Consider the following 18,397-nt stretch of genomic DNA (forward strand, 5'->3'; position numbering starts at 1 on the left):
GGCCACCTTTGTATAGAGGCGGTCCTTGTTTTGGTTGTTATGGTCTACCCCTCACTAGAATGCCGCCGAAAAACTTCTTGGTTATACTCAACCGATCTCCCGCGGGGAATACTCAAACTCACCCAATGCTCGTTTTGCAACTGTTTCCCGAGGTAAACGATTTGTCCGACGTGGTAGGAGTAGTGAGAGAGCTGACGCTGGATGGCTTTCATGACGGAGTGAGGCTCGTTTCGGATCGTGACTGTTTTCATCAGGTCGTCATGCGAAAGCGCGGCCAGAGCGGCAAACAGAACTTGCCAGCCTGTCTCCCAACGGGCGATCAGGTCCTCTTTCGTAGCGAAGCCGCCTTCAAATTCCTGGTCGCGATTGCGGCCGGGTTTTTCGCCATCGCTTCCGAACAGATCGGTCCATCTGGCTACCATGTTGCCTGACAGATGTTTGACGATGATTGCAATGCTGTTGGACTCGCTGGAAGGTGCTTGCTGAAGCTGCTCCAGGGAGAGCTGTTCGATCGTCTTTTCCCCGAGTTTTTTCACATCGAAAAACTTGTCTGTCGTACATGAAAGAAACTCCTGTGCCCATTCCATTCGCTTCACTCCTTTCTTTATCTATTTGATCTTACATGAAAATGGTTACACCTTGTTTGAAAGCCTTGCATTTTCGGCTAAAATAAGGAATACTGTATGTTAGCCTTCGTATGTTGAACGACATGCGAAAAAGGAAATGGACTTCATTTATGTATTGCCTATGCAAAGCCTGCGTCCACCAGAAAAGGGCGAGGTCGGTATTGAACCCAATAGTTTTCTAATGGAAAGGACGTGCCCTGGGTGAGTCAATTGTTTGCTCATATTGATCCCGAGAAACTGAGCGAGATGGCGTTGGTTGATATTGCGTATGAAATTTTGCGTGAAACCAACCGCACTTACAACTTCCGCGAGCTGATGGATGAACTGGTTACCGTTCGTAACATGACAAACGAACAACTCATGGCAATCATCGCGCAAGTATACACAGAAATTAACATTGACGGCCGTTTTGTATGCCTTGGCGACAACGTGTGGGGATTGAAGCGCTGGTACCCGACTGACACAGTTGAAGAGACGCAAGAAGGCGGCGGAACCAAAAAGAAAAAAATTATCCTCGAGGACGACTTCGACGATTACGACACCGAAGACGAAGTGGTTGAGGATTACGAAGACGACGATGTTGTCATTTTCGAAGACGAAGAAGAATTTGTTGATGAGGATGCAGAGATCGAGGATGAAGAGATCGATGCTGAAATCGACGAAGAGGAGCTCGAAGAAGAGGAAGACGAGCTGTTCGACGAGGAGCTTGAAGAAGAGGAAGCTGACGAAGAGTTGGAAGATGAAGAGGATAAGTGATAAGTCCTTGACTTCCGCTTGAGGGACAGATAAAATACTCCTTGGGCTTCACATGAAGAAGGATTAAATAAGGGAAACTATAAAACAAAAGTGCCCCTACCCCATTGCATGAAGGGATAGGACTCGCTTTTGTTTTTCTTTTTTTGGGAGCCGTCTTCATACGTTTTTTACTACTACTAAAGGGTTAGGGAAAGAGGGGACGTTAACGATGACGAAGTATATTTTTGTGACAGGCGGGGTCGTATCCTCGTTGGGAAAAGGAATTACAGCGGCTTCTCTGGGCCGACTCCTGAAAAATAGGGGCTTGAAGGTAACGATCCAGAAGTGCGATCCGTACATCAACGTTGACCCAGGGACAATGAGCCCGTATCAACATGGTGAAGTGTTCGTAACGGATGATGGAGCGGAAACCGACCTGGACCTGGGACACTATGAGCGCTTTATCGACATCAACCTGAGCGCGAACTCCAACGTAACGACTGGAAAAATCTACTCAACCGTCATCGCCAAAGAACGTCGTGGAGACTATCTGGGTGGAACTGTTCAAGTGATTCCGCACATCACCAACGAGATCAAAGACCGCATTTTCCGCGCTGGCCGTGAAACAGGAGCCGATGTGGTCATTACCGAGATCGGTGGAACTGTAGGGGATATCGAGAGCTTGCCGTTCCTGGAAGCGATTCGTCAAATCAAGAGCGACATTGGCCGTGAAAACGTCATGTACATTCACGTGACTCTTGTTCCTTACATCAAGGCAGCTGGCGAAATGAAAACAAAGCCAACCCAACACAGCGTGAAAGAACTGCGCAGCCTGGGCATCCAGCCAACCGTTATCGTAACTCGTACCGAACAGCCTATGACACAAGAAATGAAGGACAAGCTGGCGCTGTTCTGTGACATCGACAAAAACGCGGTTGTGGAGTGCGTAGACGCCGAGACACTGTACGATGTTCCGCTGCAACTGCAAGCCCAAGGTCTGGATGACTACGTGTGCCGCCATCTCGGTCTGGCTTGCCAGGAAGCAGACATGACGGAGTGGAAATCGCTGGTTGGCAAAATCAAAAACTTGTCCAAGACCACCACTATTGCGATCGTCGGGAAATACGTAGAGCTGCACGACGCTTATTTGTCTGTAGCAGAAGCGCTGTACCACGGCGGTTATGCGAATGATTCCAAAGTGGAAATCAAATGGGTGCACGCAGAAGAAGTTACGCCTGAAAACGTAGCCGAGATGCTGGGCGATGTGAACGGCGTGCTGGTGCCAGGCGGCTTCGGCGATCGCGGCATCGAAGGAAAAATCATCGCTACCCGTTACGCTCGCGAAAACAAGGTGCCGTTCCTCGGAATTTGCCTCGGTATGCAAATCGCGGTTATCGAGTTTGCCCGTCACGTGGCAGGCATGGATGGTGCCAACAGCTCCGAGATCAACCCGGAAACAGCTTATCCAGTTATCGACCTTTTGCCAGAACAAAAGGAAATCGAGGACAAAGGCGGAACCATGCGTCTTGGCATCGGACCTTCCAAAGTGGAAGAAGGCACGCTGACTGAAGCTGCTTACGGCAGCACACTGGTGTATGAGCGCCACCGTCACCGTTATGAAGTCAACAACGAATATCGCGAGCAACTGGCTCAATTGGGCCTGCGCTTTGCAGGTACGTCGCCGGATGGCCGCCTGGTGGAAATCGTGGAAGTTCCAGACCATCCTTGGTATGTGGCTACCCAGTTCCATCCGGAGTTCACTTCCCGTCCGAACCGTCCGCAACCATTGTTCCGCGACTTCGTCAAAGCTTCCCTGAACCTGAATCGATAAATGTTTGCATAAAAAAGACGCCCCGGCGAAATCAATCGTCGGCGCGTCTTTTCTGTTTTCAATGAAAGAGCGGCGATAGCCAGGCTACCCAATAAGCGGCGGGAACAAGCAGAAGCTGCGCCAGAACGGTTCCGAAAAAGCGGGAAATCATCAGCCACAAATACATGTCGCGAATGGACTCCTGCGTCGCTTTTCCCTGCATGGCCTTCTCGGTCAAAAGGGCAACCTGCGGGTCGACCAGAATGGTCATGAAGATCGTGGCAAAGCCGTTGATCATGCCGGAAGACATCAGTACGGTTGCTTTGTAGTCAGGCGTCAAAAGGGTTGCATACAGCACGGAGAGCACGCTGCTGGTATAGATGGCTGTCCCCAGGCAGTTGAGCAGCAAAAGGCGTTTGGGGATGCCTTTGATGCGAAAGCGGGAGATGCCTTGCCAACTCGGGATTCGCACGTGGTGCCGGACGCGGCGGATGCTGTCTACCGTGACGGCTGTGCGCAGCATTTGCGGGATCGAGCCGGCCAATTCCAGATGGGAAATCACCCGCTTGGAAATTTGGACAAACGTAGGAAACAGCACGATGGCTGCCAGCGTCCCTACCGAGGAGGCGACGATAATCAAATGCAGCTGCCAGCTCGGATCGGTGTGCAGCATGGCAGCCTGATCCATCAATCCGCCAGTGAACGGACCTTGGATCAGGTTGGAGGTGCGGGAGAGAAGCAGCGTAATGCCGACAAGCGACAGGGCGACCGCGATTCTCCCTGTTTGTACGCCAGCGAAGCGAATGGCGTAGGAAAGTGTCTCTGTCGTATGGATAACAAACGTTAACAGGCAAATCAACCAGAGCGCATCCATCTTGTTTTTTGGCTCCTTGCGTAGTGCAAAAATGGTATTCCTAATTATACTCGAAATGGACACTGCGGGAAATTTTCAATAGACGAAGCGCAAAACGGGCAGGAGTTTCCTGATTTTAGGCGAAACCATAATTAATTAAGGAAATGGATTCGTCAGGGGGGAGTAACCGTGTTCGACAAACATGATAAAAAGGTACTGGTTGTCGATGACCAGTATGGGATTCGCATTTTGTTGTACGAGGTACTGGGCAAAGAGGGATACAAAACATTCCAGGCTGCAAACGGGAAGATGGCCCTGGAGATTGTGGAAAAAGAATCGCCTGATCTGGTCATTCTCGACATGAAGATTCCAGGCATGGACGGGATTGAGATTTTGAAGCATATCAAGAAGATCAATCAGGAAATCAAGGTAATCATGATGACCGCTTATGGCGAACTGGACATGATCAAGGAAGCGACGCAACTGGGAGCGCTTACCCATTTCACCAAACCGTTTGATATCGACGAATTGCGAATGGCTGTTCAGCAGCAGCTTGCCTGCTAGTGCTTTGGACAAGTCTTCGTGGGGACAAGCGTACCTGTTAACATACGCCTGTCTGTGATATAATAAGCCACGTGATTGAAGTTAGCAGAGGAGGATTTCCCAAATGCCACTGGTACCTATGACCGCTTTTACCGAAGACGTCAAATTGCATAAATACGCCGTCGGACAATTTAACCTGAACAATCTCGAGTTTACTCAAGCGATTACGGAAGCTGCGATGGAAGAAAAATCGCCTGTGATTTTTGGTGTTTCCGAGGGAGCGCTTAAATACATGGGTCTTGATTACACGGTAGCCATTGCAAAAGTGGCGGCAGAACGCGCAGGAGTACCTGTTGCGCTGCACCTGGATCACGGCAGCAACTTTGACATTGTCATGAAGTGCATTCGCGCAGGATTTTCTTCGGTTATGTTCGATGGTTCCCACCATTCGTTTGAAGATAACCTTCGCTTGACCAAACAGGTTGTTGAGGCTGCTCACGCTGTAGGCGTTTCTGTAGAAGGTGAACTCGGTACCATCGGCGGGGTAGAGGACGACCTGTCTGTTGACGAGGAAGACGCTACTCTGGCGAATCCGGAAGAAGCGATCCGCTTCTGGGAAGAAACAAAAGTAGACTACGTAGCCATTGCAGTGGGAACAGCTCACGGCATGTACAAAGGCGTGCCAAAAATTCGCTACGACATTATCGAAAAAGTAGCAAGCAACATCGGAGCGCCAATCGTGCTGCACGGTGGTTCCGGCGTACCAGACGATGCGATTGTGGAATCGATCAGACTGGGCGTAGGAAAAATCAACGTAAATACAGAAAGCCAAGTCGCATGCACCGAAACGGTTCGCAAAGCGTTGGCTGCGAAACCTAACGAAATCGATCCGCGCAAATACCTGGGTCCTGCTCGCGATGCGATCAAGGAAGTCGTAAAAGGAAAAATGCGCCTGTTCGGAAGTAGCAACCGCGCGTAACTAGGAGGATAATCATGCGTTTTTTGATTGATACGGCAAATGTAGATGAAATTCGCGAGATTCACGAATGGGGCGTTTTGGCTGGAGTAACGACGAACCCTTCTCTTGTTGCAAAAGAAGGTCGTGACTTTGTCGAAACCCTCAAAGAGATCATCGATATCGTAGATGGACCGATCAGTGCGGAAGTCATCAGCACCGATGCCAAAGGGATGATTGAAGAAGGCGAAAAGCTGGCTTCTCTCTCCAAAAACATCGTGATCAAGCTGCCGATGACGGCTGAAGGTCTGAAGGCAACCAAGTATTTTGCCAAGCGCAAGATCAGAACGAACGTAACGCTGGTGTTTTCCGCTAACCAAGCGCTGCTTGCTGCTCGCGCAGGTGCAAGCTTCGTGTCTCCGTTCCTGGGACGTCTGGACGATATCGGCCAAGACGGCATGCAGCTGATCGAAGACATCGCAGAGATTTTCTCTGTGCATGGCATCGATACGGAAATCATCGCAGCATCTGTTCGTCACCCTGTTCATGTGACAGAAGCCGCTCGCCGTGGTTCGCACTTCGCTACCATTCCGGCAAAAGTATTCAAGCAACTGATTGCTCACCCATTGACAGACAGCGGTTTGGAGAAGTTCCTCGCTGACTGGGCAAGCATGCAAAAATAAGGACACGTACCGAAAGTTCAAGCACCTTTCTCATTGGGGAAGGTGCTTCTTTCCCGATTACACCTGAGGAGAGCGATGCATGGATAAGCTGATCATCAATGGTGGAAAACCGCTAGCGGGAACGGTGACCATCAGCGGAGCAAAAAACAGCGCAGTCGCACTGATTCCTGCCGCATTGTTGGCGGATGGACCTGTTGTTATTGAAAATCTGCCCCGTATTCAGGATGTAGATATCTATCACGAGCTCCTGCGGGAAATGGGAGCTGACGTGCTGTTCGAAGAAGACTGGATGGAAATCGACGGGCGCTTGATGAAGCTGATGCTCATGCCTAACGGCAGAATCAAAAAGCTGCGCGCCTCTTACTATTTGTGGGGAGCCTTGCTCGCCAAATTCGGAGAGGCACAGGTAGGATTGCCTGGCGGATGCGATTTGGGGCCAAGACCTGTCGATTTGCATATCAAAGGCTTTGAAGCGATGGGCGCCGAGGTCGAGAACAAAAACGGCGTGATGACCATCCGGGCCAAGCGCGGTCGTCTGCAAGGTGCGAGAATATACCTTGATCTCGTCAGCGTAGGAGCTACGATCAACATCATGCTTGCTGCCTCCAAGGCAGATGGCGTGACCATTATTGAAAACGCTGCCCGTGAGCCGGAGATCGTCGATGTGGCGACTCTGCTCAACAATATGGGAGCAAACATCAAAGGCGCGGGTACGGACGTCATACGCGTCCAGGGCGTGGAGCGTCTGCGGGGTTGCCGTCATACGATTATTCCGGACCGGATTGAAGCCGGCACCTACATGATCGCGGCAGCGGCTACGAATGGCAACGTGCTGGTGGAAAACGTGATTCCGAAGCATCTGGAGTCGCTGACCGCCAAGTTGCGTGAGATTGGCGCACAAGTGATGGAAATGGACGATTGCATTCAGGTGATGGGCCGGGATTCTTACCGTTCTATCGATGTGAAGACAAGTCCGTATCCGGGTTTTCCTACAGACTTGCAGCAGCCGATCACGACGCTTCTGACTCTTGCCAAAGGATCGAGCATCGTCACAGACAATATTTACAGCTCGCGTTTTCGCCATGTGGATGAATTGCGGCGCATGGGGGCGACACTGAAGGTAGAAGGACGCTCGGCTGTGATCGAAGGCGGCAGCAAGCTGAACGGAGCGAAAGTCGTGGCTTCTGATCTGCGGGCAGGAGCGGCGCTGTTTATCGCCGGGTTGGCAACGAGCGGCACGACCGAGCTGGAAGGTCTTGAGCATATCGACCGTGGTTATGAAAATTTGGTGGGCAAGCTGCAAACGCTCGGTGCCGACGTGATTCGGGTAGGCTTGCAGCACACGGAAAGCCCACAACGTTAACCAATCATCAGGAGAGGAGTCTTCCAGAATGGAGCGCAGTTTGACACTGGAACTGGTGCGTGTAACCGAAGCGGCTGCTTTGGCTTCCGCCAGTTGGATGGGGTTAGGACGAAAAGATGAGGCTGACGATGCGGCAACGACTGCCATGCGCAAGGAATTTGAAAAAGTTCCGATGGATGGCGTAGTTGTAATCGGGGAAGGCGAAATGGACGAAGCTCCGATGCTTTATATCGGCGAGCGCCTCGGTCAAGGAGTAGCGCCAGCGGTAGATGTGGCTGTCGACCCGTTGGAAGGAACCAATATTCTCGCGAAAGGGACATGGGGCGCTATTTCTGTCATTGCCATTGCCGATCGCGGAAATTTGCTGCATGCTCCTGACATGTATATGGAGAAAATGGCAGTAGGGCCAAAAGCGGTCGGGAAAGTAGACATCAACGCTCCGATCCGCGACAACCTGAAAGCAGTAGCCGCGGCACAAGGCAAAGATATCAGCGACCTGGTCGCGATTGTCCTCGACCGTGACCGCCATTCCCGCATCATTCACGAAATTCGCGAGGCTGGCGCGCGCATCCGCCTCATTTCGGACGGCGATGTGGCTGCGGCGATCAATACGGCATTCCCTGATACGGGTGTAGACATTTTGTTCGGTTCTGGCGGAGCGCCAGAGGGCGTGCTGGCTGCGGTTGCCTTGAAATGCCTCGGAGGAGAAATCCAGGGCAAGCTGCTGCCGCAAAGCGAAGAAGAAATTCAACGTTGTGTCAAAATGGGGCTGACCAACCCGCACCAAGTATTGTTCATGGATGATTTGGTCAAGGGTGACGACGCCATTTTTGCAGCAACTGGCGTAACAGATGGCGAATTGCTGAAAGGGGTTCGTTTTCAAGGAACCCGTGCCACGACGCATTCTGTTGTTATGCGTGCAAAAACGGGAACGGTACGCTTCATCGAAGGGAACCACCGCCTGGAACGCAAGCCTTCACTCGGCTTGTAAGAAACGAGTTTAGACAGATGAACTTTCAAGAGTAAATAAAGAGTGGTGGATGTATGTTACTTTCTGAACTAGAAGAGAAGAAACTGACCGATCTCTATAAACTGGCCAAAGAGTACCACATCCCGTATTACTCCCAGCTGAAGAAGAAGGAATTGATCTTCGCGATACTTCGGGCACGGGCAGAGCGGGATGGCCTGATGTTTATGGAGGGCGTGCTGGAAATCTTGCCGGAGGGCTACGGCTTCCTCCGTCCGATCAACTATCTCCCAAGCTCGGAAGACATCTACATCTCCCAGTCGCAGATTCGCCGTTTTGATCTGCGCATGGGGGATGTGGTGTCGGGCAAGGCGAGGCCGCCAAAAGAAAACGAGCGTTACTTTGGGTTGTTGCAAGTAGAGGCAGTGAACGGAGAAGACCCTGAGACTGCTTCGGAGCGTCTGCATTTCCCCGCTTTAACACCGCTGTATCCTCAAACCAAGCTAGTGCTGGAAACTGCGCCAGAGCGAGTTTCCACCCGCCTGATGGATCTTCTTGCCCCTGTTGGACTCGGACAGCGTGGATTGATCGTCGCCCCGCCGAAAGCGGGTAAAACCATGCTGCTGAAAGAGATTGCCAACAGTATCACGGAAAGCCGGCCGGATATTCATCTGTTTGTTTTGCTCATCGACGAGCGTCCGGAAGAGGTAACCGATATGCAACGTTCCGTCAAGGGAGAAGTGGTAGCTTCGACTTTTGACGAGCTGCCGGAAAATCACATCAAAGTGGCAGAGCTTGTGCTGGAGCGGGCAAAACGTTTGGTCGAACACAAAAAAGATGTTGTGATCCTGCTGGATTCCATTACCCGGCTCGCACGCGCCTACAACTTGGTGATTCCGCCAAGCGGCCGTACATTGTCCGGCGGTATCGATCCGGCTGCGTTCCACCGTCCCAAGCGCTTTTTCGGTTCGGCACGCAATATCGAAGAAGGCGGCAGCCTGACGATTTTGGCTACAGCTTTGGTCGAGACAGGCTCGCGCATGGACGATGTGATCTATGAGGAGTTCAAAGGAACGGGCAACATGGAGCTTCATCTGGATCGCAAGCTGGCTGAACGCCGCATTTTCCCGGCGATCGACATTCGCCGTTCGGGAACGCGTCGCGAGGAACTGCTGCTGACCAAAGAAGAGCTGGATAAGCTGTGGATGATCCGCAAGAACATGAACGAAACGAACGAATTTGTCGACTCGTTCATCAAGAAGCTTGCGGACACGAAGACAAACGAAGAATTTTTGCAGACCCTGGAAACGAAGCAACAAGGACGGGGAAAAGCTGCTGGCACGACGGTGAGTTCATGACTCGCCGTCATTTTTTTTGCCTGTTTTGCATACCGTAAGAGAGTTGGAGGAAAAAGGAGGAGAGAATCTGTGGAGTATGTGCATGTTCCTGCGCCCATTGAGAGCCAGGTTGAAGCGAAAAAGGTTGTCGTGGAGCAAGCGCTGTTTCAAGCGTTCAATCCTTACGCAGGTTTGACCAAGCAAGCGCCTTCGGCTAAAAGCAATGCGATGGTGTACTCTGTCCGCGAAGGAGACACTCTGTCTGGAATTGCCGAGCGGTATGGCCTTACGCTGAAAAAGCTGGTAGAGACGAATCAAATCAGCAACCCGGGCTTGCTTTCGGTCGGGATGAAGCTGGTTATTGCCAAAGATGAAGTGACCCATATGGTGAAGCAAGGAGAGACGATCAATTACATAGCAAGAAGGTATGGAGTCAGCAAGGAATTGTTGCTGGATCGCAATCCGCTGTTAAAATGGCTGTCGGACAACCTGTATGTGGGACAGGTTGTGTACATTCCTGTTGCCGGAGGGCCGCCGATGCAGGCAGAAGAGCTGCAGCAAAAGCGGAACACCACCCAGGCGGCAAGCAGGCAAGTAGTGGCGCGGATTCGCGGCCGAATGGATTGGCCTGTAGAGGGAGCGACGATTACAAGCGGCTTCGGAACACGCTGGGGCAAGGTGCACAAAGGTGTGGATTTGTGGAACGAGCAGGAGGCCAAAACGCCGATTTTGGCAGCGAAAGCAGGGAAGGTGGTCGAGGCGGGCGCCAATCGATCCGGGTACGGGCGGATGGTCGTACTGGACCACGGAGACGGTTTGCAAACTTTTTACGCCCATATGCGGACGATTTTGGTCACGTCCGGCCAAAGCGTAGAAGCGGGCGACGTCCTCGGCTACATGGGTCAGACGGGCGATTCGACCGGGTATCACCTGCACTTTGAAGTCAGACAGGACGATGTGCCGATCAACCCGCTCCCGTATCTCGGCAGGTAACCCTTCACAATTTACATTGCTTTTTCAATGCGTTACAATGGGCAAAGCAAAGAAGCGAGGCGATTTTCCCATGTATTTAGTATACGCAGATGAAAACGGCAATGTTTACGACCACCCGGGATTGTTCTCGGTGGCGCGCAACGGCGATATATTGACAGAAATTCTGGAAGAAGAACTGATTCCGCTGCCGGAAGGAGCGACGTTGGTCAGTTTGCCAGATACGGTGCCGATCGGGATGGACCCCGATACGGGCGAAATGATCAAGCTCGACGGCTGTACAGCGGTTGGAGCGCTTGTTCCACAAGGAATTACCCGTCTTTTGCTGCCTGGCTATGTGAAAACAAACCGGGAGAGCAAGCTGCCGCTGTTCGGCTATTCGGCAGTGGTGTGGAAAGACAATCGTTTTTGGGTGGCAGGCAGAGCGAGTGACGATATTTACAAATGGGACCCGCTCAATTTCCCGATGGATGAGCTGAGACAGCGTGTGGAAAAGACGTTGGAGCTGTTTCCGCAAAACCGGATTTTGAATCACCTGTCTCACTGTGCGCTGGAGTACGAGTGCTTGACCGCCTCCAATAACTTTTTCAACCGCTGGGAAGGCAGTCTGCCTGTCTCCTACACCTGTAATGCGGGTTGCTATGGCTGTATTTCCGAGCAACCTGACGACAGCGGCTTCCCGTCTCCACAGACACGGATGAACTTCAAGCCGACAGAGGACGAGCTGGTCGAAGTGATGCTGCACCACCTGCAAACACCGGAAAGCATCATCAGCTTCGGTCAAGGCTGCGAGGGCGAGCCGTCCACCATGGCAGGAATTATTGTGCCAGCCATGCGTCGTGTGCGGGAGACGACAGACATGGGCTTCATCAACATCAATACCAATGCTGGCTTGACCGATCACATCAAAGGGATTGTGGACGCCGGACTGGACTTGATGCGTGTCAGCATTATCAGTGCGATTGACGAGCATTACAACGCTTACTATCGTCCGCGCAACTACACGCTGGAAAATGTAGCCCGATCGGCCGAATACGCTGCTTCCAAGGGCGTGTACACCTCGATCAACTACTTGTGCTTCCCGGGCGTGTTCGACCGCGAAGAAGAGATGGAAGCGATGATCAACTTCATTCGCCGGACGGGAATCAAGCTGATTCAAATGCGCAACCTGAACATCGATCCGGAAAGCTACCTGGCGATGATTCCAAAAGCGCAGGGCGAAGTCTTCGGAATGAAGCAGGCGATTGAGATTTATCAGGAAGAACTGCCGGATGTCGTAATCGGATCGTTTACGCACATTCCGCCGGCAGAACTGCGCCGCAGGAAAAACATGGCCTGATCGGTCAACCTGTTGCATTTCAGCTGACAGCATGCTACTATCTTTTATGTGTTTATATAACTCTGTTTCGGCAAACGATTCAGGGCGGAAAGAGGTGTAGTGAGATGAAACAAGGTATTCATCCTAAGTACAACGTAGTAACTGTTACATGTGCATGCGGTAACGAATTTGAATCCGGTTCCGTGAAACAAGCGTTGAAAGTGGAGATCTGCTCCAACTGCCATCCTTTCTTCACTGGAAAACAAAAATTCGTGGATGCTGGCGGCCGTGTAGACCGTTTCAAACGCAAATACAATCTGTCCTAATCAGACGGGATTGGAGCAACCAGGTAGAGCAATCTGCCTGGTTTTGTCTTTTTCTGGAACAAAATTATCGCGGACAGCAAGGGGGGCAATCGATGACAGCCATCATCTGGTTTCGGCGCGATCTGCGTTTGCACGACCACGCGGCTTTACATATGGCAGCGCTTACGGGCGAACCGGTTGTCCCGTTGTTCATTATGGACGATGCCTTTTGCCAGCCTGACGCTGTTGCAGACAAGCGATCGCATGCGTTTTTATCGGCTGTGGACAACCTGGCGGGCAGCTTGCAAGAAGTTGGCGGGAGGCTCCTGATTCGCCGGGGGAATCCGGCTGACGTGCTTTGTCAGGTCGCTCGCGAGACGGGGGCAGACAAAGTCTTTTACAATCGCGCATACACTCCCGAAGCGCGAAAACGCGATGCGACTGTAACGGAAGCTTTGGAGCGGCAAGGCATGTACGTTCATGCTTGCAAAGATTTGCTCATGCATGAGCCAGGCGACATTTTAACCAAGCAGCGGACGCCGTATGCGGTGTTTACTCCTTATAAACGGGTGTGGCTCACCCTTCCGAAAGACCGCCCTTTTCCGCAGCCGACATCATGGCGAATGTATGAGGGACTGGCCGATTTGCCAGGGGAATCGGCTCCTTTGGTCGAAGCTTTTGGGCGCAAACGTCCCGTTGGCAGTGAATGGGCGACGGCTCTGTTTGGAGAGTGGACAGCTCGCGAGCGATTGCAGCAATTTATGCACGAAGCTGTGCATCGATATAAAGAACGGCGCGATTTCCCCGGACTGGATGCGACTTCGCACTTGTCTTTTGCCTTGAATGCAGGCACGTTGTCGATTCGTACGGTGTATCACCAGGCGCTGGAGGCCATGGAGGAAGCCAGGGGAGAAGAAGTCGCCTCCGTGGAAGCGTTTGTCACGGAGCTTGTCTGGAGAGAGTTTTATCAGCAAGTGCTGTATCATCACCCGCACACGACCGATCACGCGTTTTTGCCGCAGTTTGAAGCGGTCGCCTGGGAAAATGACAAAGCGCTGTTTTCGGCTTGGTGCAACGGGGAGACGGGCTATCCGATCGTCGATGCAGCGATGAAGCAACTGAACGAAACAGGCTGGATGCATAACCGCCTGCGCATGATTGCGGCTTCTTTTTTGACCAAGGATTTGCTGGTGGATTGGCGGTGGGGGATGCGCTATTTTGCGAAGCAGCTTGTCGACTTCGACGAGGCGGCCAATATCGGCGGCTGGCAATGGAGCGCTTCTACCGGGACGGACCCGCAGCCGTACTTTCGCATTTTCAATCCAGTTGCGCAAGGCGAGAAATTCGATCCGGACGGGACTTTTGTCAAAAAATATCTTCCCGTTCTAAGCGAAGTCCCTCTACAATATATCCATAAGCCTTGGGAGATGCCTGAGCATGTGCAGGAGCAGGCGGGATGCAGGCTCGGCCTGGATTATCCTGTTCCTTGTGTCGATCATGCGAGCAGACGGAAGCTGGCGATGTCGTTGTTTCAAGAGGCGAAAGACAGCTACGCCAGGACGCGAAAATGAATCAGTTCTAGGCAAAAGGGAGATAGAGACGTGGCACAATTATATTTTCGTTACGGGGCAATGAATGCCTCCAAATCTATTCAGTTGCTGACGGTCGCTCACAACTACGAGCAATCCGGCAAAAAAGTAGTGGTGTTCACGCCAGCGGTCGATGATCGGTACGGCGTGGGGAAAGTGGCATCGCGGGTAGGGATCAGCAGAGAAGCGATTCCGATTGGCGAGGAAACCAATTTGTATGAGATTGTCGCGGCCGAAACGGTAAAACCGCACTGTGTACTGGTGGACGAGGCGCAGTTCATCAGCCGCCATCATGTGGACCAGCTGGTGGCGATTGTCGATCAGCTCGGAATCCCCGTCATCGTCTACGGCTTGCTGAAAAACTTCAAGAACGAGCTTTTCCCGGGAAGTGCCGCGTTGTTGTGTGAAGCGGACAAGGTGGAAGAGATCAAAACAGTGTGCGTTTACTGCAACAAAAAAGCGACGCATATCCTCAAATTCAAAAATGGACAACCTGTATACTCCGGAGAGACGATTGAGATCGCTGGCAACGACACGTACAGCAGCGTCTGTCGCAAGCATTATTACAACCCTCCGGCAGCTCGCTAGAAGCCGAACAGGAAAAGCCACCCTTGTTTTTCGCTGTGCATGAGCCGAAAAGGCACTGCGCAGACTAAGCAAAACAGGAGGTGGCTTTTTCGTGCGAATCACGTCTTTTGGGAAAAGCTCACTGACAGTGCTGGGCATTCTCGTCCTCTCTTCTGCCTTGACTGTCGGGTGCGGCGGCCGCAATACTACTCAAGAAAAAGGTTCCAACACGCAAGCGCTGGACGGTCAGCACCCTGCTTCGATCAAAGGGGAGCGGAGCGGGGAAGTTTTGCACCATCCTGCGCCGCCTGCCGCCGATCGTGACACTTTGATGGGGCGCAATCAAAACCCGAACTTGATCATCGGCCAGTCCAACGTGCGCAATACGCAAATCGACATGAACAACATGGAAATGATGGCGAAATCGGTAAAAGGCGTCGAGAACGCCCGTATCACACTGAATGGCGGCAATGCATATGTTACTCTTGACCTTGTGCATAACATTACGGCGAGTCAGGCGCGATCGGTGGAGCAGCAAGTTATTGCGCTTTTGCAGCAAAAAATCCCGCGCTATGACTTCCACGTCACCTCCAATGAGGGCTTTCACCGTTGATCGTGTGACTGGAACTGGTATGGCAAGGCTCGGCATCGCCGGGCCTGTTTTGCATCGCAAAAAGCAGAAATTTCCAGCCAAATAATGCGCTTTGACTTATTTTCGCTTTCCTCCTATAATTTATCTGTTATAATCGATTTTTAGTATTCTTTGCGATGGGGTGAAGTACAATGTTTACACGCTTATCCGCAGTTGAAGAGCGTTTTGAAGAGGTAACGAATCTCCTATGTGACCCCGACGTCATCAGCGATACAAAACGCTTGCGTGAACTGTCCAAGGAACAGTCTTCGTTGGAAGAGACAGTGACGACCTACCGTGAATATAAATCAGTTGTGAGTCAAATGGATGATGCCAAAGCCATGCTGGAAGAAAAGCTGGACGATGAAATGCGCGAAATGGTCAAGCTTGAAATCAGCGAATTGTCTGCCCGCAAGGAACAGCTGGAAGAACGCCTGAAAATTCTCCTGCTGCCAAAAGATCCAAATGACGAGAAAAACGTGATCGTGGAAGTGCGCGGCGCAGCAGGCGGCGATGAGGCAGCTCTGTTTGCGGCTGTTTTGTTCCGCATGTACACACGCTTTGCTGAACGTCACGGCTTTAAAATCGAAGTGCTGGAAGCAAGTCCGACAGACATCGGCGGCTACAAGGAAATCGTCTTTTCGCTGTCCGGTCGCGGCGCATACAGCAAAATGAAGTTCGAAAGCGGCGCACACCGCGTGCAACGCATTCCGGCGACAGAATCCGGCGGACGTATTCACACTTCTACCGCTACTGTACTGGTATTGCCTGAGGCGGAAGATGTGGAAGTGGAAGTACACGAAAAAGACATCCGCATCGATACGTTCTGCTCCAGCGGCGCTGGCGGCCAGAGCGTCAACACGACCAAATCGGCTGTTCGCGTTACGCACATTCCGACGGGGATCATGGTTTCCTGTCAGGATGAAAAATCGCAGCACTCCAATAAAGACAAGGCGCTTCGCGTTTTGCGCGCGCGCTTGTACGACTTTTATATGCAGCAACAAAATGCGGAAGCTGACGCTACGCGCAAAAGCCTGGTGGGAACCGGGGATCGCAGCGAGCGCATCCGCACGTACAACTATCCACAAAGCCGCGTGACCGACCACCGCATCGGTCTGACTTTGCACCGTTTGGAATCGGTGCTGGAAGGCGAACTGGATGAAGTGATCGACAACCTGATTTTGCATGAACAAACGGAGCTTTTGAAGAGCCATGCACACTCAGCTTGATTGGTCTGATGTCACGACGATTCGAGAAGCCCTGACACGGGCTTCTTCCTTTTTGCGGGAAAAAGGGGCAAAAGACCCTGTATTCGAAGCGGAACTGATGATTCGCCACTGTTTGGGCTGGGATCGCACGAAGTATTTGATTTCGATGATGGAGCCGATTGCCAAAGAGACGCTTGCGCAGCTGGATGAGTTGTGCCAGCGCAGAAGTGCGCACGAGCCGTTGCAGTACATGTTTGGTGAGCAAGAGTTTTACGGGCGCTCTTTTGCCGTTCGTCCTGGCGTTCTTATCCCTCGTCCCGAGACGGAGATACTCGTCGAGCAAGTGTTGGCGGCCGCCGCAACTGTTTGGTCAGAGCAAGAGGGTTTGACTGTTGCCGATATTGGGACAGGCAGTGGCGCCATCTGCATCACGCTCGCGCTGGAAAAGCCGGATTGGCAAGTGACGACAGTAGATTTATCCCCGGATGCTACCGCAGTTGCTACAGAAAACGCGGAACGCCTGGGAGCTGCTGTGCGCTTTTTGCAAGGGGATTTGGTGCAACCGCTTTTGATAGCTGGCGAAAAGGTGGACATCCTCGTCTCCAATCCGCCGTATATACCGAGTCGGGATGTGGACGAGCTGGACGAAGAAGTCCGCTTGCATGAGCCGCGTTTGGCGCTGGACGGGGGCGATGACGGATTGGATTGCTATCGCCGACTGTGCGAGGCGCTGCCTGAACTGCTCAAGGACAAAGCGGTTGTCGCCTTCGAGGTAGGGATTTATCAGGCAAAAGATGTGGCTGCCTTGATGCGGGAATCAGGGGTAATAGATGAGGTGCGGATCGTGCCGGATTTGGCGGGAATCGAGCGGGTTGTTATCGGTGTCAGGCGGTAACGGCAAGCTCCTCTCGCCGTTTTGCTAAAATTGTATGAATGTTTGTGATTCGACCGTTTGAAACCGGGGCTCCCTGTCCATACTGAGGCTATACAGAGAAAAGGTTTGGAAGACTCAGTCGAGAGGGAGACGGTTAAAATGAAACGGATGTTGTTGATCGCATTTAGCCTGTTCATGTTGATGATGTGCTGGGAGGGACAGCTTACGTCGGCCAATGTTCTGGATAATGGTCCGATCCCTCAAGAATCGATTCGCCTGCGCATTATTGCCAACAGTGACTCGGTTGCTGACCAGTGGCTGAAGCGGGAAGTGCGCGATGCGCTGATTGCGCAAATGAACACGTGGGCGGAAGATATCAAATCGTTTGAGCAAGCACAGGACATGGTGGCATCCCAGTTGCCTGTCCTTCAGGAAGTAGTGGACAAAACGATTCGTGAACGCGGCTTTTCCTATAAAGCGGTAGTCGATTTCGGTCAGGTTCCGTTTCCGACGAAGCTGTACGGCTCGTACGTCTATCCCGCTGGCAACTACGAAGCGCTCCGCGTGCAGATCGGCGAGGCAAAAGGGCAAAACTGGTGGTGCGTACTTTTCCCTCCGCTCTGCTTTATCGATATGTCCAACGGCGATGCTGTACAAGCTGCTGCGGCAACGACAGCAGCGGGAAAAGAAACAGAGCAGAGCGTGGCTAAGTCAGAACCGGCTTCGGTGTTCAAGCTTGATCAAAAAGAAATCGAGCGCACAGACTGGCGGCAGGAGCGTTTGGAAAGACGTTTGGACAGCAAAGAAGTTTTGGACAGCGCTGACACTGGCGCAGTTTCGCAAATGCCCGGCGCACAAAATGCTGTAGCCGTAGAGAATAACAGTAAAGACGAAGCGCTGGAGCAAGCCCAAGCCGAGGGACAAGCGGACAAGACGCCAGAAATGAGCGAGCAAAATCCGGCTCCACAAGTACAAGTACGGTTCTACCTCCTGGAAAAGCTGGAAAGCTGGTTCTCCTGAGCTTTCCCTAAAAAACGACACCC

Annotated in this window: 19 protein-coding genes; 17 read left to right on the forward strand and 2 right to left on the reverse strand. The window is 52.1% G+C overall.

Annotation, left to right across the window (positions count from 1 at the left end):
• Positions 1 to 44: 44 nt before the first annotated feature.
• The gene (locus IRJ17_RS06540; protein WP_242773884.1) at positions 45 to 587 is read right to left on the reverse strand and encodes a DUF1572 family protein; all 543 of its coding nucleotides are present in this window, start codon (positions 585 to 587) and stop codon (positions 45 to 47) included.
• Positions 588 to 827: 240 nt separating this feature from the next.
• Between IRJ17_RS06540 and rpoE the strand changes: the two genes are divergently transcribed.
• Entirely contained in the window at positions 828 to 1,382 is a 555-nt protein-coding gene (gene rpoE, locus IRJ17_RS06545; RefSeq protein ID WP_122962570.1) for a DNA-directed RNA polymerase subunit delta, read from the forward strand.
• 208 nt (positions 1,383 to 1,590) lie between these two features.
• Positions 1,591 to 3,192, forward strand: coding sequence for a CTP synthase (locus tag IRJ17_RS06550; protein ID WP_122962571.1), 1,602 nt, complete (start codon positions 1,591 to 1,593; stop codon positions 3,190 to 3,192).
• 58 nt (positions 3,193 to 3,250) lie between these two features.
• Here the strand turns inward: IRJ17_RS06550 and IRJ17_RS06555 are convergent, their stop codons facing one another.
• Positions 3,251 to 4,045: a lipid II flippase Amj family protein gene (locus IRJ17_RS06555; RefSeq protein ID WP_063228964.1), complete on the reverse strand. Its 795-nt coding sequence runs from the start codon at positions 4,043 to 4,045 to the stop codon at positions 3,251 to 3,253.
• Positions 4,046 to 4,213: 168 nt separating this feature from the next.
• On the opposite strand from IRJ17_RS06555, the gene IRJ17_RS06560 reads away from it, so the two are divergent.
• The 15 genes from IRJ17_RS06560 (at position 4,214) to spoIIR (ending at position 18,374) form a co-directional block, all read left to right on the forward strand.
• Positions 4,214 to 4,588, forward strand: a complete 375-nt coding sequence (locus tag IRJ17_RS06560) for a response regulator (RefSeq protein WP_023555166.1) — start codon at positions 4,214 to 4,216, stop codon at positions 4,586 to 4,588.
• A gap of 103 nt (positions 4,589 to 4,691) precedes the next feature.
• Positions 4,692 to 5,546: a class II fructose-1,6-bisphosphate aldolase gene (fba, locus tag IRJ17_RS06565; protein WP_063228965.1), complete on the forward strand. Its 855-nt coding sequence runs from the start codon at positions 4,692 to 4,694 to the stop codon at positions 5,544 to 5,546.
• Positions 5,547 to 5,560: 14 nt separating this feature from the next.
• Positions 5,561 to 6,205: a fructose-6-phosphate aldolase gene (gene fsa / locus IRJ17_RS06570; protein ID WP_122962572.1), complete on the forward strand. Its 645-nt coding sequence runs from the start codon at positions 5,561 to 5,563 to the stop codon at positions 6,203 to 6,205.
• 79 nt (positions 6,206 to 6,284) lie between these two features.
• Positions 6,285 to 7,568, forward strand: a complete 1,284-nt coding sequence (locus tag IRJ17_RS06575) for a UDP-N-acetylglucosamine 1-carboxyvinyltransferase (protein WP_122962573.1) — start codon at positions 6,285 to 6,287, stop codon at positions 7,566 to 7,568.
• A gap of 28 nt (positions 7,569 to 7,596) precedes the next feature.
• Complete coding sequence (gene glpX / locus IRJ17_RS06580; protein WP_063228968.1) at positions 7,597 to 8,559, forward strand: class II fructose-bisphosphatase; 963 nt, start codon at positions 7,597 to 7,599, stop codon at positions 8,557 to 8,559.
• Positions 8,560 to 8,612: 53 nt separating this feature from the next.
• Positions 8,613 to 9,893: a transcription termination factor Rho gene (gene rho / locus IRJ17_RS06585; RefSeq protein WP_063228969.1), complete on the forward strand. Its 1,281-nt coding sequence runs from the start codon at positions 8,613 to 8,615 to the stop codon at positions 9,891 to 9,893.
• 69 nt (positions 9,894 to 9,962) lie between these two features.
• On the forward strand, positions 9,963 to 10,865 hold the full coding sequence (locus tag IRJ17_RS06590; protein WP_242773887.1) for a M23 family metallopeptidase: 903 nt from the start codon (positions 9,963 to 9,965) through the stop codon (positions 10,863 to 10,865).
• A gap of 70 nt (positions 10,866 to 10,935) precedes the next feature.
• Complete coding sequence (locus tag IRJ17_RS06595) at positions 10,936 to 12,201, forward strand: radical SAM family protein (protein ID WP_173596359.1); 1,266 nt, start codon at positions 10,936 to 10,938, stop codon at positions 12,199 to 12,201.
• A 104-nt stretch (positions 12,202 to 12,305) separates the two neighbouring features.
• Positions 12,306 to 12,506 carry a 50S ribosomal protein L31 gene (rpmE, locus tag IRJ17_RS06600; protein ID WP_005827805.1) on the forward strand — a complete coding sequence of 67 codons (201 nt, stop codon included), beginning with the start codon at positions 12,306 to 12,308 and terminating at the stop codon, positions 12,504 to 12,506.
• 92 nt (positions 12,507 to 12,598) lie between these two features.
• Complete coding sequence (locus tag IRJ17_RS06605) at positions 12,599 to 14,056, forward strand: cryptochrome/photolyase family protein (protein WP_242773900.1); 1,458 nt, start codon at positions 12,599 to 12,601, stop codon at positions 14,054 to 14,056.
• Between the two features lie 30 nt (positions 14,057 to 14,086).
• A complete protein-coding gene (locus tag IRJ17_RS06610) occupies positions 14,087 to 14,662 on the forward strand; it encodes a thymidine kinase (protein WP_122962577.1) in 576 nt (191 codons plus the stop codon).
• A 91-nt stretch (positions 14,663 to 14,753) separates the two neighbouring features.
• On the forward strand, positions 14,754 to 15,254 hold the full coding sequence (locus IRJ17_RS06615) for a sporulation protein (protein ID WP_122962578.1): 501 nt from the start codon (positions 14,754 to 14,756) through the stop codon (positions 15,252 to 15,254).
• Positions 15,255 to 15,424: 170 nt separating this feature from the next.
• On the forward strand, positions 15,425 to 16,501 hold the full coding sequence (prfA, locus tag IRJ17_RS06620) for a peptide chain release factor 1 (RefSeq protein WP_063228973.1): 1,077 nt from the start codon (positions 15,425 to 15,427) through the stop codon (positions 16,499 to 16,501).
• Complete coding sequence (gene prmC, locus IRJ17_RS06625; protein WP_242773911.1) at positions 16,485 to 17,375, forward strand: peptide chain release factor N(5)-glutamine methyltransferase; 891 nt, start codon at positions 16,485 to 16,487, stop codon at positions 17,373 to 17,375. The genes prfA and prmC overlap by 17 nt, the downstream gene beginning before the upstream one ends.
• Positions 17,376 to 17,513: 138 nt before the next feature.
• Positions 17,514 to 18,374 carry a stage II sporulation protein R gene (gene spoIIR, locus IRJ17_RS06630; protein ID WP_242773919.1) on the forward strand — a complete coding sequence of 287 codons (861 nt, stop codon included), beginning with the start codon at positions 17,514 to 17,516 and terminating at the stop codon, positions 18,372 to 18,374.
• The last annotated feature ends 23 nt before the right edge of the window (positions 18,375 to 18,397 follow it).

Origin of the sequence: Brevibacillus parabrevis (genome assembly GCF_022701015.1) — a bacterium.
Lineage (GTDB): Bacteria > Bacillota > Bacilli > Brevibacillales > Brevibacillaceae > Brevibacillus > Brevibacillus parabrevis.

What these genes read in the sequence shown, in the direction of transcription:
- glpX (WP_063228968.1), top strand. Translation starts at nt 7,597, where the DNA reads ATGGAGCGCAGTTTGACACTGGAACTGGTGCGTGTAACCGAAGCGGCT.
- prfA (WP_063228973.1), top strand. Translation starts at nt 15,425, where the DNA reads ATGTTTACACGCTTATCCGCAGTTGAAGAGCGTTTTGAAGAGGTAACG.
- prmC (WP_242773911.1), top strand. Translation starts at nt 16,485, where the DNA reads ATGCACACTCAGCTTGATTGGTCTGATGTCACGACGATTCGAGAAGCC.
- IRJ17_RS06595 (WP_173596359.1), top strand. Translation starts at nt 10,936, where the DNA reads ATGTATTTAGTATACGCAGATGAAAACGGCAATGTTTACGACCACCCG.
- rho (WP_063228969.1), top strand. Translation starts at nt 8,613, where the DNA reads ATGTTACTTTCTGAACTAGAAGAGAAGAAACTGACCGATCTCTATAAA.
- fba (WP_063228965.1), top strand. Translation starts at nt 4,692, where the DNA reads ATGCCACTGGTACCTATGACCGCTTTTACCGAAGACGTCAAATTGCAT.
- spoIIR (WP_242773919.1), top strand. Translation starts at nt 17,514, where the DNA reads ATGAAACGGATGTTGTTGATCGCATTTAGCCTGTTCATGTTGATGATG.
- IRJ17_RS06555 (WP_063228964.1), bottom strand. Translation starts at nt 4,045, where the DNA reads ATGGATGCGCTCTGGTTGATTTGCCTGTTAACGTTTGTTATCCATACG.
- IRJ17_RS06575 (WP_122962573.1), top strand. Translation starts at nt 6,285, where the DNA reads ATGGATAAGCTGATCATCAATGGTGGAAAACCGCTAGCGGGAACGGTG.
- fsa (WP_122962572.1), top strand. Translation starts at nt 5,561, where the DNA reads ATGCGTTTTTTGATTGATACGGCAAATGTAGATGAAATTCGCGAGATT.
- IRJ17_RS06540 (WP_242773884.1), bottom strand. Translation starts at nt 587, where the DNA reads ATGGAATGGGCACAGGAGTTTCTTTCATGTACGACAGACAAGTTTTTC.
- IRJ17_RS06605 (WP_242773900.1), top strand. Translation starts at nt 12,599, where the DNA reads ATGACAGCCATCATCTGGTTTCGGCGCGATCTGCGTTTGCACGACCAC.
- IRJ17_RS06550 (WP_122962571.1), top strand. Translation starts at nt 1,591, where the DNA reads ATGACGAAGTATATTTTTGTGACAGGCGGGGTCGTATCCTCGTTGGGA.
- rpmE (WP_005827805.1), top strand. Translation starts at nt 12,306, where the DNA reads ATGAAACAAGGTATTCATCCTAAGTACAACGTAGTAACTGTTACATGT.